Annotated in this window: 17 protein-coding genes and 1 pseudogene; 11 read left to right on the forward strand and 7 right to left on the reverse strand. The window is 39.1% G+C overall.

The features are described 5' to 3' along the window. Positions 1-37: 37 nt before the first annotated feature. A complete protein-coding gene (gene fkpA, locus DS885_RS13915; RefSeq protein ID WP_113820024.1) occupies positions 38-814 on the reverse strand; it encodes an FKBP-type peptidyl-prolyl cis-trans isomerase in 777 nt (258 codons plus the stop codon). Between the two features lie 125 nt (positions 815-939). Here fkpA and DS885_RS13920 point away from each other — a divergent pair, with 125 nt between their 5' ends. Next, positions 940-1926 carry a WD40 repeat domain-containing protein gene (locus DS885_RS13920; protein ID WP_113820025.1) on the forward strand — a complete coding sequence of 329 codons (987 nt, stop codon included), beginning with the start codon at positions 940-942 and terminating at the stop codon, positions 1924-1926. A gap of 8 nt (positions 1927-1934) precedes the next feature. Beyond that, positions 1935-2159, forward strand: coding sequence for a SlyX family protein (locus tag DS885_RS13925; protein WP_113820026.1), 225 nt, complete (start codon positions 1935-1937; stop codon positions 2157-2159). Positions 2160-2200: 41 nt separating this feature from the next. Here DS885_RS13925 and DS885_RS13930 read toward each other — a convergent pair whose 3' ends face one another. The 4 genes from DS885_RS13930 to DS885_RS13945 form a co-directional block, all read right to left on the reverse strand. Beyond that, entirely contained in the window at positions 2201-2941 is a 741-nt protein-coding gene (locus tag DS885_RS13930; RefSeq protein ID WP_113820027.1) for an NRDE family protein, read from the reverse strand. A gap of 3 nt (positions 2942-2944) precedes the next feature. Continuing rightward, positions 2945-3445, reverse strand: a complete 501-nt coding sequence (locus tag DS885_RS13935) for a DinB family protein (RefSeq protein WP_113820028.1) — start codon at positions 3443-3445, stop codon at positions 2945-2947. A 120-nt stretch (positions 3446-3565) separates the two neighbouring features. Next, positions 3566-4249: a type IV pilus modification PilV family protein gene (locus DS885_RS13940; RefSeq protein WP_181817770.1), complete on the reverse strand. Its 684-nt coding sequence runs from the start codon at positions 4247-4249 to the stop codon at positions 3566-3568. Further along, the gene (locus tag DS885_RS13945) at positions 4249-5607 is read right to left on the reverse strand and encodes a hypothetical protein (protein ID WP_113820030.1); all 1359 of its coding nucleotides are present in this window, start codon (positions 5605-5607) and stop codon (positions 4249-4251) included. Before DS885_RS13945 ends, DS885_RS13940 begins: the two co-directional genes overlap by 1 nt. Positions 5608-5933: 326 nt before the next feature. Here DS885_RS13945 and acs point away from each other — a divergent pair, with 326 nt between their 5' ends. The 3 genes from acs to DS885_RS13960 all read left to right on the forward strand — a co-directional run bounded on the left by acs (position 5934) and on the right by DS885_RS13960 (position 10413). Next, a complete protein-coding gene (gene acs, locus DS885_RS13950; RefSeq protein WP_113820031.1) occupies positions 5934-7883 on the forward strand; it encodes an acetate--CoA ligase in 1950 nt (649 codons plus the stop codon). Between the two features lie 104 nt (positions 7884-7987). Further along, positions 7988-8431 (forward strand): type II 3-dehydroquinate dehydratase, encoded by a 444-nt coding sequence (gene aroQ / locus DS885_RS13955; RefSeq protein ID WP_113820032.1) that lies wholly within the window; start codon positions 7988-7990, stop codon positions 8429-8431. Between the two features lie 314 nt (positions 8432-8745). After that, entirely contained in the window at positions 8746-10413 is a 1668-nt protein-coding gene (locus tag DS885_RS13960) for a hybrid sensor histidine kinase/response regulator (protein WP_113820033.1), read from the forward strand. A gap of 68 nt (positions 10414-10481) precedes the next feature. Here DS885_RS13960 and DS885_RS13965 read toward each other — a convergent pair whose 3' ends face one another. Continuing rightward, on the reverse strand, positions 10482-11114 hold the full coding sequence (locus DS885_RS13965; RefSeq protein ID WP_181817771.1) for a response regulator transcription factor: 633 nt from the start codon (positions 11112-11114) through the stop codon (positions 10482-10484). Between the two features lie 396 nt (positions 11115-11510). Between DS885_RS13965 and prmA the strand changes: the two genes are divergently transcribed. The 6 genes and pseudogenes from prmA to DS885_RS13995 all read left to right on the forward strand — a co-directional run. After that, on the forward strand, positions 11511-12395 hold the full coding sequence (gene prmA, locus DS885_RS13970) for a 50S ribosomal protein L11 methyltransferase (protein WP_113820035.1): 885 nt from the start codon (positions 11511-11513) through the stop codon (positions 12393-12395). 126 nt (positions 12396-12521) lie between these two features. Beyond that, positions 12522-13484: a tRNA dihydrouridine synthase DusB gene (gene dusB / locus DS885_RS13975; RefSeq protein WP_113820036.1), complete on the forward strand. Its 963-nt coding sequence runs from the start codon at positions 12522-12524 to the stop codon at positions 13482-13484. 18 nt (positions 13485-13502) lie between these two features. Continuing rightward, the gene (gene fis / locus DS885_RS13980) at positions 13503-13802 is read left to right on the forward strand and encodes a DNA-binding transcriptional regulator Fis (protein ID WP_113820037.1); all 300 of its coding nucleotides are present in this window, start codon (positions 13503-13505) and stop codon (positions 13800-13802) included. A gap of 193 nt (positions 13803-13995) precedes the next feature. Next, a complete protein-coding gene (locus tag DS885_RS13985) occupies positions 13996-14574 on the forward strand; it encodes a YjaG family protein (protein ID WP_113820038.1) in 579 nt (192 codons plus the stop codon). Positions 14575-14743: 169 nt separating this feature from the next. Continuing rightward, positions 14744-15019, forward strand: a complete 276-nt coding sequence (locus tag DS885_RS13990) for an HU family DNA-binding protein (RefSeq protein ID WP_113820039.1) — start codon at positions 14744-14746, stop codon at positions 15017-15019. A gap of 226 nt (positions 15020-15245) precedes the next feature. Beyond that, positions 15246-15989 (forward strand): annotated as a pseudogene (locus DS885_RS13995) (alpha/beta hydrolase family protein); the annotation flags it as partial. A gap of 115 nt (positions 15990-16104) precedes the next feature. Here the strand turns inward: DS885_RS13995 and purD are convergent. Continuing rightward, a complete protein-coding gene (gene purD, locus DS885_RS14000) occupies positions 16105-17391 on the reverse strand; it encodes a phosphoribosylamine--glycine ligase (protein WP_113820041.1) in 1287 nt (428 codons plus the stop codon). Positions 17392-17430: the final 39 nt, after the last annotated feature.

Here is a 17430-nt window from a genome sequence, read left to right on the forward strand (position 1 = left end):
AAAAGTGGCCTCAGTAACTAATAGTGCTTTAACAGCATTATTTAGTTGTTTTTTCTTCTGCTGCGTCAGCTTTTTTCTCGATATCTAATAATTCAACTTCGAAAACCAGGGTTGCGTTAGCAGGGATAGAACCAGCACCTTGCTCTCCGTATGCTAGGTCAGCAGGAATAACAAACTTGTATTTCTCGCCAACACTCATTAGTTGAACACCTTCAGTCCAACCAGGAATAACACGGTTTAGTGGGAATTTAGCTGGTTCGCCACGTGCAACAGAGCTATCGAATTCTGTACCGTCAATTAATGTACCAACATAATGTACAGTTACAGTGTCTTCAGCAGCAGGTTTTGGACCTTCAGCTTCAGTAATCACTGAGTATTGTAGGCCTGAATCAGTGACTGTTACGCCTTCAGCTTTTGCATTCTCTTCTAAAAATGCTTTTGACTCTGCTGTCGCTTTTTCTTTTAATTCTAGTTGTTTTTTCTCAGCGGCAGCTTTAACTTCTGTATCGTATACTTTTAATGTTTCGATCATCTCTTCATCAGTTAATTTAGAGTTTCCACGTAATGTATCAGTGATACCTTGTAGGATAACTTCTTTATCTAATGTCATGCCGAATTCAGCTTGTTTTTCTAATGTAGTCGAAACGTAACGAGAAAATGAAGCACCAATTGCGTAGGCTGCTTTTTCGTTAGCATCTTTAAAATTCACAGCAGTTGCTTCTTGAGCCGGGGCTGCTGATTTTTGTTCTTGGTTACAACCAACGGTCAATGCAACTGTAGCTGCTAGTAAAGAAACTTTAAAAATGTTTTTCATTGTTACTCCAAATATTAAATTAAAACAGATAGCTTTTGATTTCACTTCAAAAATTGCAAAGCAGTATCTAAAACAGTTAACTTATACTAACCTTATAGCTGTTTACCAACAAAGACAATTTAATCATGCAATTAGCTAATACTTTTAAATCCCTTTTACTCGTAAGCACCCTATTGTTAACTGCTTGTGAGCAATATCCACAACCTTCGCAGCAATTTGAGCATGCTGCAGAGGGAGCTTTCAGTGCGGACATCTCCGACAATGGAGATTATTCGCTTATATCATCCATCCACCATGGTATCAGTTTATGGGACAACCGAAACAATAAACTATTGTTCAACTGGTATCACCATCAAAATCAAGACAATGACGTTTTTATTGTTCGTTTATCAGCAAATAATAGTGTTGCCTTAACAGCGAGTCGCCATGAGTTTGCCCTATGGGATACAAAAACTGGAAAATCACTGGGATTTTACCAAGTGTCCGACTCTCCTATTCGAGATATTCAACTATCTGAAAACGGCAATATGATAGCTTATGGACAGGTTAACGGTAAGTTAGTTCACATTAATTTACAGACGGGCCGCCGCTTAGAGGCACCATTGCACCGAGAAAAAGTGAACAGTATCGATATGTCTAGTAATGGACGTTATGTATTATCCGGTGGCAACGATCACCAGGCCTTTTTATGGGATACTGAGACAGCACAAGTGGTACAACGCTTTGAATTTGATCAGCGCGTTAGTTTAGTAAGATTAGAGAAAAATGGTCGCTTTGCATTTATTGCCGATACTCAAAAAGCGTCTCAAATCTGGAACTTACAAACAGGTAAGTTACAAAGCACATTGATATATAAAGCCCGTCAGTCGATATTCTCTTCGGTACGTTTTATCAAAGGTGGGCAATACTTATTAACCGGCAATGCGACTCAGTCAGTTAATTTATGGGATACAGAGACCGGACTTAAACAACAAGAGTGGACAGTGACTGCAAGAAAAGAGACACGTCCTAAAACAGCTGTAGTATACTCAGCCTCATTATGGAACGATTCAGCGATTGTCACTGAAAGCTCCGCAGGTTTATTAGAAATTTGGCCATTAGCACCTTTATAAGAGACATCATGACTAACAAACAGACAGAATTAGAAGAACGTATAGAACAATTGGAAATGAAGGTTGCTTTTCAAGAGGATAATATCGACACGCTTAATCAAGAGATATTTGAGCAGCAACGTCGCACTCAACAGTTAACAGAACAAGTGGCTTTATTAGCAGTGAAGTTAAAAGAGAGTCAGCCGAATCAGTTAGCGTCAGAAAAAGAAGAGATGCGTCCACCGCATTACTAAATAATAAGCTCAACCGCCGTTATAACTCACTGACTTTAAAATTAAAAAGTCAGTGAAATTTTCTCTTCTGTTTGCTCTGCAAAGTAATCCACATACCCCAGCTGCACTTTCTCACCTAATTGGCTATTTTGATTGACTGCAATATGGGTAAAACTCACCGTTTTGGCATCATCACGGAACATTTTTACTGAACACTTGCCCGATTCACCTTGATGCTGATGATATTGAATATAATCATCAGTATTGGCTGTTTGTACATTAATGGCATTAACAAAGTGCTGTTTACGATAGGCAGATACGGTTTCAAAATCCACACCGGAAGAGGTAACAGGCAACGACTCAATTGCGCTTAATAAAGAGTGAGTTAGTTGTTTACCATCCCATACATATTGTCGGGCACCGTGTTTACTTGCCGTTAATAACGACAGTTGGCTGTCAAAAACACATAGTTGAAAGGCTTGGAAACAGCTTAAGTCCATGCTTAATAACTGTTGATGGATCTGATCAACACGCGCTAATAAACGCGGAATAATCACCCCACGACTGGTAAAGTTTTTAAGGCTGGGGTTAATTTGAGCTTGATAATAGTTGAGTAAAGCTAAACTCACACCACTTTGATGTGTTGCGATCCAAGTACCACCACCAGTAGGGTCTATCGGATAAACAGCGTTAAGTTGCTTATCTAGCATAGGTATAATGGCTTGAGGTCGAGCACGTTGCTCATCTCTATTAAAAAATAGCTGGTAACCCTGCTCAGTCAATTGATAAGTTAATGTACACATAACTTACCCTGCTCGTAGGAAGGTCGCTGTGGCTGGTGCAATTCCTAAATCTCGTTCAATATCCACTTCTTGTACTTGTGCGATATGTTTAATAGTTGCTAAGTGGTGAACCGTATGACTACCAACAAAAATAACTTCTCTCGCTAATGTGGTATCAACCATGGCAACTTGTTTATCAACAACAGAGATTTCAGTGGATAACTTAACACTCGTTGCAAGCTGTTCGGGTGTTAGGCTTTGTAAAAATACGCCAATCTCTTTAATGGCTGCTTGTGCTGCTTTAGGACAACTTTCAACAACCCCACCACGACTGCGTTTATCGTAATCAATTAAACCTTCTGAAAAACCATTAATAACAGATTGGTAATGATCTAAAATATGGCGCATATGTGCACCTGCAGAACTCATAAACATTGGCGAAATGATTTCTGTATATTGTGCTTCTGTCACCGCTGCTAAATAGGTATTAGCTTGTTGTAATATAACCAGTTGGCTTTCTATCATTGGCCAAACATTCCTTCAAAATTTAAATTATATAGAATTAGAGTAAAGCGAGTGCATGATAGTTCAATTGTAGCATAAGCATGTTTATTGGGTTATCACAAAGTCATAACATTAAAGCGTTTACTCCTCCTGTTGCTTATCAAACAGATTGAGTTGATCCACTTGCTCGTGACTATCCCAGCCTACCACTTCAAGCTCACTATTATCCGAACCGCTAATGAGTGGAGTACTCAGTTGCGAATACAATCCATTTGTTTGATACAAATGACTGTTATAAATAACAAAATCACCCACTTGATACGTTTTATTAGGGTCAAAATACAGTATTTCATTTAACGTAGTACTCGGTGCTACGATATTAGAGAACCCCTTTTTCACTTGTTGCTCAAACTGCTCTGAGAGTATGGACGCCATATTGATTTGCTGTGAATAAACAACGCCTTCAACTTCTCCTAAACTATTAGACCAAGATACATGCAAATTAATTTCTTTAAATTGATTATTCGCATTAAAATCATCTGCAACAGACTTAATTTCCCATTCAATAGAGAAAACGCTACTAGCTAATGTGATATCAGTTTCAACCTGTTGATGTAGTGCTAACAGGTCATCGACGTCATTTATCTTCAACAAACCTTCTAGCTTAGTGCTTGCCAATGAAATTGCCTGTGCGTGGGCTATATTTTTATTTTGTTGTTGTGCAATTTTTATTTGTAAGCCACTCATATTTAACGCCGTTAAGCTAATTACAATCAGTGACACTAAAATTTCTACAAAGGTAAAGCCTTGATTTTCCTTGTTCATTAGAAGTCTCTCCATGTTCCAGCTACTAATTGATAATGACTTGCTGACGGGATCACCGCTAATTGTTGATATAAACGCTTTAAGACTTGTTTATCGTAACGAACAGATAAATGAGGTGATGTAACGTCATCACTGTCTACTAAGTTACTGGTATAGGAACAATCATATTCACTCAGTAAGCTGCCATTGACCTTGATACCAGATAGGTTAATAGATTGCTGCTCACTGACTTGTTGAATACCCTCTTGATATTGAAAGGAACCACTGTTGTCCAATACCGCTTCACTCTTAGGCAAAAGGTATAACATGCCAATCACTGCACTTTGTGTATCTTGAGGGGTAACAAATGTCCCCCCTTCCATAAACACCATTTTAGGTTGCTCTGTGCTACCAATGGTAAAGTGCCGATCTCCCGATAATGTGCTAGAAGCCACGTCTAACGGGTTAATATGACAATCGCCCTCAATATAAATAACGGAGATACTCTCTTCTACCTGAGCTAATTGATGTGAGCAATCCATTGCACTGCCGTAACGCATATCAATATAAGCAACTTGTTCAGATTTAATAAAATGTGCCTTTGCATCTGCCCAGGTCACGACAAAAGTTTTTTCGAATAAAGAGCGACTATCAGTTAAGTCAGTAATCGGCGTGACTTGATCAAAAATAGGATTATTAAAGGTTGCTGTGCTTCCCCACTGCCCTTTATTAATACTTTGTATTCGCGATGCACCTTGCGCATCTGTCAACTCGCCGTAAATGGCTTCCTGCTCGAGGCTTTTATGATCAGGACATAACGCCAGCGTTTGTTCGCTTAGACTGAGATCATGTTGGCTGATGACAATATTGTCGGCAATATTATCCGAAGAAAGACAGTCGATTAACGACACACCTTCACAACCGTCATTAATCGTATCTCCCGCATTAATATTTAAACGACCATTACTCTGCAGGGGTGCTGTTGGAATATCAAAATCCAGCTCATAATAGACTTCTAGAGAGATCAGCCTTAAGGCGGATTTATCGCTAGAGTAACCCGTAGATGAGATAGCTAATTGATTCGCCGTCAAACTAGTAACGCTAACTTGGTAAGCAGTATTAGCCTGCTCAGCAGTTGCGAAAGTGAAAGGTAGTTGTTTTAACATCTCATGGGCATGAACTGCAGAGCTTAATTTATTCAGTACTAAGTTAATCCCAGACTCAGCGTTGATAAAGGCCTCACTATTAGCATAGTAATTACTCAGCACTTTATTATCCATTAATTGCAGATAAGCCATATTAGTGGTGTAAGCGATACTTGCGATGCTCAATATTATTACAATAGCGAGTACCGCAAAGCCGCGGTGTTTGTTATCCATAACATCTCTCCAGTGTTTTCAACCACACTAAAGAGATTCACGCTTCCCTCGTTCTTTACGCATTATCTTCTGCATGGTAACTAATAAGCGTAGCCATAAAAACGCAATATACGAACAGTAAAGTAAAAAATAATTGATATTAGGTTTACTTTTTTATTGATGCTGATCTCAAAACGACAGCTAACTCAATGACAATTAACATTTATTTAACAACATTGTCCTATCTCACAATAACGGTTTTATCTGTCATTTAGAATCAGGTGATAAATGTTTAAACAAGCACTAACCTTTTAAGTAATGAATATTACGACATAACGGAGCGAGCAATGAGCGAAAATAATATTTACCCAGTTTCATCTGAAGTAGCCAAGAAAAGCTTATTAACAAATGATCAGTACCTAGCTGATTATGCTGAATCGATTGAAAACCCAGAAAAATTTTGGCATGAAAAAGGGAAAATTTTAGACTGGATCACCCCATATACAAAAGTAAAAAACACTTCATACGCCCCTGGTCAAGTTGATATTAAATGGTTTGAAGACGGTGAATTAAATGTTTCAGTTAACTGTATCGACCGTCATTTAGCAACGCGAGCAGATCAAGTTGCATTAATTTGGGAAGGCGATACACCCGATCAAGACGCTAACATCACTTTTCAAACGCTTTACACACAAGTCTGTCAATTTGCTAATGCATTAAAGTCATTAGGTGTTAAAAAAGGCGATGTTATTTGTTTATATATGCCAATGACACCGGAAGCGGCAGTGGCTATGTTAGCCTGTACGCGTATTGGTGCAGTCCATTCAATCGTCTTTGGTGGTTTTTCTCCTGATGCGATTGCCGGACGTATTATCGACAGTAATGCCAAATTAGTGATCACTGCTGATGAAGGACGTCGTGGTGGTAGAACCGTGCCATTAAAAGGCAACGTTGATGAAGCGTTAACCCGAGATGGTACAGACTGTGTCGAACATGTCATTGTGTTAAAAAATACCGGTGCAGATATTAATTGGCAAGCAGGTCGAGACATTGACTGGACAGAGATCACCGCAGATCAAGCTGGTGACTGCGAACCAGAAGTGATGAACGCTGAAGACCCGTTATTTATTCTGTATACCTCAGGCTCTACCGGTACACCAAAAGGTGTACTGCATACCACGGGTGGTTATCTAGTATATGCAGCAATGACCTTTAAGTATGTGTTTGATTATCAAGAGGGTGATATCTATTGGTGTACCGCAGATGTAGGTTGGATAACAGGACACAGTTATTTAGTGTATGGACCACTTGCCAATGGCGCAACAACACTGTTATTCGAAGGTGTGCCTAACTACCCAACCACAGCGCGTATGAGTGAAGTCGTCGACAAACATAATGTCACACTACTTTATACCGCACCTACCGCGATTCGTGCGTTAATGGCAAAAGGTGATGATGCGATTATTGGTACAACACGTAGTTCATTACGTATTCTCGGTTCAGTTGGTGAGCCTATTAACCCTGAAGCATGGCAATGGTATTACGACAAAATTGGTGATAAGCGTTGCCCTATTGTCGATACTTGGTGGCAAACTGAAACAGGGGGTATCTTAATTACCCCATTACCAGGTGCAACCGACCTTAAACCCGGCTCAGCAACGCGCCCTTTCTTTGGCGTTAAACCAGCTCTTGTAGATAACGAAGGTAATATTCTAGAGGGTGCAGTAGAAGGTAACCTAGTGATGTTAGACAGCTGGCCAGGGCAAATGCGTACCTTGTACGGTAACCATGAACGTTTTGAACAAACGTACTTTTCAACCTTCGATAATATGTATTTTACCGGTGATGGTGCACGTCGAGATGAAGATGGTTATTATTGGATCACAGGCCGTGTAGATGATGTATTAAATGTTTCAGGACATCGCATGGGAACAGCTGAAATAGAAAGTGCATTAGTATCGCACCCGAAAATTGCTGAAGCTGCCGTAGTGGGTGTTCCTCATGAAATCAAAGGCCAAGGTATTTATGCTTACGTAACCCTAAACTCAGGTGAATACTCTTCGCCAGAGTTATATGCAGAAGTGAAACAATGGGTGCGTAAAGAGATTGGCGCTATTGCCACACCAGATATTTTACATTGGGCAGAAGGACTACCTAAAACGCGTTCTGGTAAAATTATGCGTCGAATCTTACGTAAAATCGCCACTGGAGAGAGTGATCAACTAGGTGATACATCAACACTAGCGGATCCAAGTGTGGTCGATCAATTGATTAAAGAAAATCAAGAGATCCAATAAGCATTACGCTTACTGATAGCCAAGCATAATCTTTACCGCTAAACTCCTCGATAGCCTACCCGTTATCGAGGTGTTTTTTATTGGGGTAAACAAAGGAGCAAGCAGTGAACGTATTAGTATTAAATGGACCAAATCTAAATTTATTAGGAACACGTGAGCCAGAGGTTTACGGTAGCCAAACGCTGAATGATATTATTAATGCACTACATGAAGAGGCAAAACCATTAAATATTACGCTATCGCATTTACAGAGTAATCGTGAATACGAGCTCATCGAAAAAATCCATGACAGTGCTGGTAAAATAGACTTTATTATCATTAATCCTGCCGCCTTTACTCATACTAGCGTAGCCATAAGAGATGCTTTATTAGGGGTAGCAATTCCTTTTGTAGAAGTACATTTATCTAATATCCATAAACGTGAAAAGTTTAGACATCACTCTTATTTTTCAGATATCGCATCTGCAGTGATTTGTGGAATGGGCGCACAAGGTTATTCATTTGCTTTGCAAAGTGCAGCTCAATTTTCCCTCACTCAAAAGCAATAAAGCACCTTAAATCAAAAAACTACCCGCTCGGGTAGTTACTTTCTGAATGAGGTTGAGGCATTGTATAGTTGTCTTAAGGAATTGAGGCATAGTAGTACACCCACTTTGATGCCGTTTAAATGGATTTTTGATACACTTCGTAATAAAAAGACATATTACAGGCGAGCCTAACTTTGTTAGGCTTTTTTTTTGCCTTACGTTTATACTATATTTGTTGCGTTAACTCCCTTTACTACAGATTAACGATCCAATAATTGGCAATCTGAGCTAACCTCAGTATACGAACAAGTTTATTTCAGCAAATAGAGAGCGTGATGCACCAAGAAAACCCTAATCAAGATCAAACAAGATGGCAATCATTGCGTCACTTTAATATTGTTATACTACTTTCGTTTATTTTCTTTTTCCTAGTTGGTTCAGGGCAAAGCTACAGTGCTTTTGGTACTACCCCTACCTTTATCACCCCCTTTTATATCCCTGTTACTATTTTACTGTTTACTGTATTAACCCTGTTCAGCTTAGTGAATAAAAAAGATGCTTGGACACATTTTTTGCTGCCCATCACTTGCTTCTCAATTACTCTTTTTGTCTCCATTAACAGTCACTTCCAAGAGCAAACGTATCAAAACAACTTTCTATACTTAGTATTATTACTGCCTATTTTCTACTCATATTTATTTGCATACAGTAAACCACAGCTATTATTCAATAATATTTTTATCGTACTTTGTTATGTTTTCTCGTCTATTCTTGGTGAAACTAGCACCTCGGTTTTCCTATTTAACAGTACCTTCTTAATTAGCTTATGCTACCTCACTATTTTTACGCCACACCGTAGTAACACTAGTGAGCAGGTGATTACGGAAGTAAAGCAAGAAAAGGCAAGCTTACTTAGCCAGAAAAGTGCACGTTATTTAAAGCGTATTGTCCACGATATTAGACAACCTTTGAGTAGTTTATCACTATATGGGCACCTACTAGAGAGCAAACTCGCAGGCACCGCACAAGAGAAACTAGCAAAAAACATTAAATTAGCATCTGAAGAATTAGATAGATGGATGGCTAGTTTATTAGATATCGCAAGGCTTGATAGTGAAACCATCACCCCAAAGATAAACGAGTTTAGTTTAGCTTCTGCACTTTTGCCGTCGATAAAAAAATACCAACTGCAAGCCTCAACACAGGGCATTAAACTAACCAGTCGACTAACAGAGCTCAATGTAAAAAGTGATAAAAGATTATTGGTTGAAATAGTAGAAGTATTACTCAGCAATGCACTAATACATGGTAAACAGGGCTCAAATGCTAAAGTGTTAATCAGTGTCCGACATTATAAAAATAAAGCACTGTTGCAAGTGTGGAATCAAGGCTCAGAAATTGAACCATCCATTGTTGAGTGTTTATTTGATGAAGTAAAATTGGCAGAAAACCTCTTACACAATAAAACTAAAGGGGTGGGGTTAGGCTTGGCTGTAGCGCAACGTAAAGCCCTATTGTGTGGCACTAAAATTAATGCCATTACTTATCGAAATGGTAGTCGTTTTGGTCTGCTGTTAGAAACGGCAGAGCATATACCAAAAGCAATTAATATCGGCACGCCAAGTAACCAGTCGATACGCTATAGAATCTTATTGATTGATGATGATCTAGGCATTTTAAATGCTTTAAGCATGTTATTAGAAAGCTGGAACTATATCGTTGATTGTGAAGAGACTGCAGAAGCGGGACTGCAAAAATTTTATGCTAATACATATGATCTAATTATTACTGACTATCGACTTCCAGACCATAAAACTGGGTTAGATATAATCAGAGAAGTTAAAAAGACCCATAATACTCCGTCTATTTTATTAACCGGTGAAGCCGACCCAGGAAAATTAAAAGAGGTGCAAAGTACAGGGGATTTAATTAATTATAAGGTACTTAATAAGCCAGTGAAACCAGCCTCTTTGAGGTTCTTATTAAGACAGTTATTAAAATAATCTGAGTAAATTTCATGTGATGCGCTGCTTATGTCGTTATTGAGCAGCCATATTGATAGGCTTGAGCATTAAATTAAACCAAGTTTTAATGCTTTATCAACGGCTTGAATACGACTAGAAGAACCAGAAACGTCTAAAGCAGTGTATAGCCCCTTTTGATGAAACTTAACCGTATCCTGAGAGATACATAGGATATCCGCTATTTCTCTGTTCTTTTTGCCTTCGTGAAGCAATTTTAAAATCTGAATTTGTCTATCAGAAAGATGATAAATCTCTTTATTGCGCTCGGCTAACTGCTCCATTTCAGCGATTTCACTTGCCACTTCATCGGGCACAAAAATATCACCAGCGAAAATACTCTGTAATGCACTCAGCATCGCCTCTGGAGAATAAGATTTAGGAATAAAACCTGCTGCGCCTTTTTGTAAGGCATGATAAACATCTTGATACTCTTCACATGCGGATAACACAACGACTGGTGATATCACCTCTTGTGCGGCTAACGCTTCTATCAATGTTAGCCCACTCATATCGGGCATGTACAGATCCATTAGAATCAGATCTGGTTGGATTCTTTTTATTTCCGGCAGCGCTTGAATTGGGCTGTCGAAGGTCATCACCGTATTATTCTCATTTTCTAAGGTCAATTTTAGACCGTATAAAAACAATTGGTGATCATCAATAATCACTATTTTATTCATTGAAATACCTTTCCTATGTGAATCTCTCATTTCCAATGAAATCACTCGCCCTCGCTCAGGAATCAATTAGTATACTGGCTTTAAACACATTAAAGATTAAAAAGAGGTCAACAAAATACCATTTTCTATAAATTCGAGCTATAAAACACTATAAATTTCAATATCTAAAGACATTATTATACCTAAAACAACCCTAGACAAAGATACCTTAGAATAGGTAAATATGAAATTTTTTTGCCTTTAGCCAACTGAATTAAAAGATCTTTTTGATAAATAGCATTCTCTGTTGCGGGATTATTGTAAAGTATTCTAATCCGCTGTCAGTGCTATATTAATCCTCTAATTCCCTGTATTCTTGCCCCCTAACTATCTACCGTCATAAATAAAGAGAAAAACATGCCTTGGATTCAGCTTAAATTAAATGCAAGCAACAAAAATGCAGAAGCAATTGGTGAACTACTAATGGATAATGGAGCGCTGTCAGCAACTTTTACAGACTCTCAAGACACACCTATTTTTGAACCAATGCCTGGTGAAACTCGCTTATGGGGTGATACCGATGTAACAGGCTTATATGATGCTGAAACAGATATGTTACCTGTTGTTGCTTTATTAAAAGCCAGTGACTTATTAGATGATGATTTTGCATTTAAAATTGAGCAATTAGAAGATAAAGATTGGGTACGCGAGTGGATGGACAACTTCCACCCGATGCAATTTGGCCAACGTTTATGGATTTGTCCAAGTTGGAAACCAGTACCAGACGAAAACGCCGTAAACGTAATGCTAGACCCAGGCCTTGCTTTTGGTACTGGGACGCACCCAACCACTGCTTTATGTTTAGCTTGGTTAGATGCACAAGACCTACAGGGCAAAGTAGTGATCGATTTTGGTTGTGGATCAGGTATTTTAGCGATTGCCGCATTAAAACTAGGTGCTAAGAGAGTGATTGGTATTGATATCGACCCACAAGCGATTACCGCAAGTCGTGATAATGCACAACGTAACCAAGTATCAGACCAACTAGAGCTGTACTTACCAGAAGACGCACCACAGGGCATCACTGCTGATGTTGTAGTAGCAAATATTCTTGCAGGTCCACTGCGTGAGCTTTCAAGCAGCATCGAATGCTTAGTGAAGCCACAGGGTAAATTAGCGTTATCGGGCATTCTAGAGCAACAAGCTGAAGAATTACTGTCAGTTTATGGCCAATGGTTCACCATGGATGATGCAAAAATCAAAGAAGAATGGGCTCGTTTATCGGGTATAAAACACGCTTAAATTACTGAGAACAAAGTGTTGCTCAATTTGCAAGCAAAATAATTTCAAAATGGTTAATAATTAACCTTTATTCTGGAAGAAAAAATGCGTAGACTACGCCGCCTTAACTTAGAGAACGCTTAGAATATGCGCATTGGAAAGTATCAATTAGACAATAATCTTATTTTAGCCCCGATGGCTGGCGTCACTGATCGCCCTTTCAGAGAGCTTTGCCGAAAGCAAGGTGCTGGATTAGCCGTATCGGAAATGTTGTCATCCAACCCTCGTGTTTGGAATAGCACTAAATCTAAGTTACGAATGGACTACCATGATGAATCAGGTATCCGCTCTGTACAAATCGCTGGCTCTGAACCGCTAGCGATGGCTAACGCTGCACAGTTAACTGTTCAGCAAGGTGCTCAGATCGTTGATATTAATATGGGTTGCCCAGCTAAAAAAGTGAATAAGAAAAAAGCAGGTTCCGCTTTGTTGCCACACCCTGAATTAGTGAAAGCTATTTTAGAAAGTGTTGTTGATGCCGTGGATGTACCTGTAACTTTGAAGATTCGCACCGGTTGGGATCCAGAAAATAGAAATGGATTAGAGATTGCACAGATCGCTGAACAAGCAGGTATCCAAGCACTATCAGTGCATGGTCGTACACGCCAATGCCTTTTTAAAGGTGAAGCTGAATACGACACTATAAAAACGATTAAAGAAAGTATAACAATCCCTGTGATTGCAAATGGTGACATTACTTCTGTAGAAAAGGCCAAATACGTGCTGGACCATACCGGAGCTGATGCCATTATGATTGGACGAGGCGCACAAGGTGCACCTTGGATATTCAATGAAATTAACCACTATTTAAACACTGGGCAGCATGCTCAACGTTTAGCGCAAATGGACGTTACAGAAATACTTATAAATCATGTACAAGCTTTACATGCTTTTTATGGTGATGTAATGGGGCCTCGAATCGCTAGGAAGCACGTCGGGTGGTATTTAAAAGAGCAAGACAGGTTAGGTTATTTTAAGCGAAAATTTAATGCAATAGACAACGCCACCGAGCAGCTAACTGCATTAGAAACTTATTTAAATCAATTGTAATTAAAAGAGTTAACACCCATGTTTGAACAAAATATTTCTCAAGAAGCACTGACTACAACAACTAATATTCCTGCTACAGGGCAAATAACTCAACGTCCATTGCGTGACTCAGTACGTCAAGCTGTTTCAGGTTACGTGGCAAAATTGAACGGTCAAGATACTACTGAATTATATGAATTAGTATTGGCAGAAGTTGAAGCGCCAATGTTAGATATCATCATGCAATACACTCGTGGTAACCAAACACGTGCAGCAACTATGCTAGGTATTAACCGCGGTACTTTACGCAAAAAGCTTAAAAAATACGGCATGGGCTAAGCCTCACTTATTTTAATCCTAAAAAGCGACTTTCATAGTCGCTTTTTTTATACCTGCCTTTCCATCCGCTCATCTCTTCTATAGATAAAAACTCTAACGCAATTTAGATATTCATTAAAACCATCAAATATGTAAAGACAGAATGCTCATTTGCCTATAATCTTAAGTTATTTAAAGTTTCAATAGGACAACTATGTTATCGCTTTCCATTAATGACCGCCTGACTAACCTACAAGCTTGGCAACAAAGTGTATTTTGTATGGCTTTAGCAGAGCAAAATATCACTCACTTCATCATGTTTAGCCAAGCCATTGAAAGTGAAAATGCCACGATAGCAGAAAATATTTTGCAGTTATTTTGGGAAAAAATGACTGTAAAAGGTGCAAAAATCAACTTCACTATTCAAGAAGAAAATTTTAATGCGATCATCCCTGAAAGCAGTGATTACGATTTTTATGGTGTTTACCCGGCGGTTGATTACTGTGTTATTGCGCAATGTATCTTCAACTCTTTTACCACTAAATCTAAAGAAGAAGCATTAAATGCAAGTCAAACCAGTTTTGCGACTATTGCTAGCTTTATTGAATTACAAACAGATCAAGAGATTGATGAAGCAGAGTTGCTACAAGAGCCGTTATTTATTGAGCAACTAACACTGCAAGAAACCTTACTGGACATGTTAGAAAATGAGCGCAGCCCTGAACTTATTAAATCAATAAGAGTCCATATCAAAGCGTTGGAAAGTACTAGCATTGGTATCTCAACGCTGTAGAATCGCGCTAAATCATTATAATTTTGTGATTTTTAACACATTAAGGTAAATAAATTGCTAGTTTCTTGGTTTTTAAAGTGATTATGCTTTACTTGCAAGGAATGAATGCAATACATTAAATAAGTGTTTAAATTCTTACGCATATTTTTATACTAACGGAAGTCAAATAATGAACAAAACTCAACTTGTAGCAGACATCGCAGAAAAAGCAGACCTAACTAAAGTACAAGCTAAAGCAGCTTTAGAACAAATTTTAGCTAGTGTAACTGACAGTCTAAAAGATGGCGAACCAGTTCAACTAATCGGCTTTGGTACATTCAAAGTAAATCACCGTGCAGCACGTACAGGTCGTAACCCACAAACTGGTGCAGACATTGAAATTAAAGCAGCTAACGTTCCTGCTTTTGTTGCTGGTAAGGCGCTTAAAGAATCTGTAAACAAATAATCATTATTTGTGTCAAACATACAATGACTCATTGTTTATGTTGAATTATACTAAACCCTCTTCTTAGAGGGTTTTTTTGTATATACCCCCGTCGCTTTTTCCTCTCCCATTTATTTGTTTCAAAAATGTTAAATAATGTCAATATTCATGTTAATTTTCCTGAAAATGTGATCTAATAGGCGTTTCTATTTACCCACACAATTTATTACTCACTAAGGAGTCCGGCATGCGCCAAAAGGTAGAATTTACTAATGGAAGTAACATGCTTAGCGGTGTTTTAGAAACACCAACATCTGACATTAAATTTTACGCGCTATTTGCTCACTGTTTTACCTGTAGCAAAGACGTTGCTGCAGCATCTCGAATTAGCAAGGCATTAACAGCAAAAGGGATTGCTGTTTTCCGTTTTGACTTTACCGGGTTAGGTAGCAGTGCTGGGGATTTCTCAAACACTAACTTTTCTTCTAATGTACGTGATCTCGTTGCGGCAGCGGATTTCTTACGTAAAGAGTACAATGCGCCTAAATTACTTATCGGTCATAGCTTAGGTGGAGCGGCTGTATTAGGCGTTGCCAATAAACTACCAGAAACCGTAGCGGTAGTAACTATCGGTGCACCATCGGACGCTGCGCACGTTGCACATAACTTTTCTGACCATATTGATGAAATCAATACCAAAGGGGCTGCAAAAGTAAATTTAGCTGGACGTGACTTCACTATACAAAAACAGTTTTTAGATGATATTAACAGTTACGGTAATAGCCATATCAGCAAACTAAAACGTGCTTTATTAGTGATGCACTCGCCTATTGATAATACAGTGAGCATCAAAGAAGCGGAAAAAATCTACCAAGCAGCATTGCACCCTAAAAGCTTTGTGAGCTTAGATAAAGCCGATCACTTGTTAACCAGAAAAGAAGATGCCGAATATGCTGCAGATGTGATTGCTGCCTGGGCAAATAGATACGTACTTTCACCGATTCGTATTGCTTCTTAATCGTTTCTTAATCAGTTTATACGATTCATAAAAAAGCCCCGTTATCTGGTTAGATAACGGGGCTTTTAATATCAGCGTTATTAAATGATTACTTCTCATTCTCACGTGCAATGGCACGGTAAGCGATATCATTACGATGGAACATACCATCCCAATTAATCTGTTTAGTTAGCTCATAAGCCTTCTGTTGCGCTTCTGTCACCGTATTACCTAGTGCTGTAGCACATAGTACACGACCACCACTTGTTACCACTTGCCCGTCTTTTTCTGCAGTACCTGCATGGAACACTTTCAAGCCTTCCGTTGCTGCTGGAATACCAGAGATAACATGACCTTTAGTGTAATCAGCCGGATAACCGCCTGCTGCCAATACCACACCAATAGCTGCACGTGTATCAAACTCAGCAACCATACCATCTAGTTCACCGTTCACACCGGCTAAACATAGCGTTACGATATCCGACTTCATACGTAGCATAATAGGTTGTGTTTCTGGGTCTCCAAAACGACAGTTGTATTCAATCACTTTAGGTGTTCCATCTGCCATGATCATCAGACCCGCATAAAGGAAACCAGTGTAAGTATTACCTTCTAATGCCATGCCTTTTACCGTCGGACAGATAACTAAATCCATAATACGATCATGCATCTCTTGGGTTACCACAGGAGCAGGAGAGTAAGCGCCCATCCCACCTGTGTTTGGACCTGTATCACCGTCACCAACACGTTTGTGATCTTGGCTGGTTGCCATTGGTACAATGTTTTCACCGTCTACCATAACAATAAACGACGCTTCTTCACCATCAAGAAACTCTTCGATCACCACACGGTGTCCAGCTTCACCAAAGGCATTACCCGCTAACATATCTTGAATCGCATCTTCAGCTTCTTGTAACGTCATCGCTACAATTACGCCTTTACCAGCAGCAAGACCATCGGCTTTAATAACAATAGGTGCGCCCTTTTCACGAACATAAGCCAAAGCAGGCTCAATTTCAGTAAAGTTTTCGTACCAAGCCGTTGGAATATCATGACGCGCTAAAAAGTCTTTAGTGAAGGCTTTAGAGCCTTCTAACTGTGCTGCGCCTTTAGTAGGGCCGAAACACGCTAATTTTGCTTCACGGAAAGCATCGACCACACCAATGACTAAAGGTGCTTCAGGGCCAACAATAGTTAGCTCTACATTATTTTCTTGAGCAAAAGCCACCAATGCATCGATATCTTCTACGCCAATATCAACGTTAGAAACTTTATCTTCCAGTGCGCTACCTGCATTACCAGGAGCAACAAACACATTTTTAACTTCAGGGTTTTGTGCCGCTTTCCATGCTAATGCATGCTCACGACCGCCATTACCAATAATCAGTACATTCATTCGTTTTCCTCACGTAAGACAGTCCGTCGCTATTTAATG

The sequence above is a fragment of the Psychromonas sp. B3M02 genome, assembly GCF_003318165.1.
GTDB lineage: Bacteria > Pseudomonadota > Gammaproteobacteria > Enterobacterales > Psychromonadaceae > Psychromonas.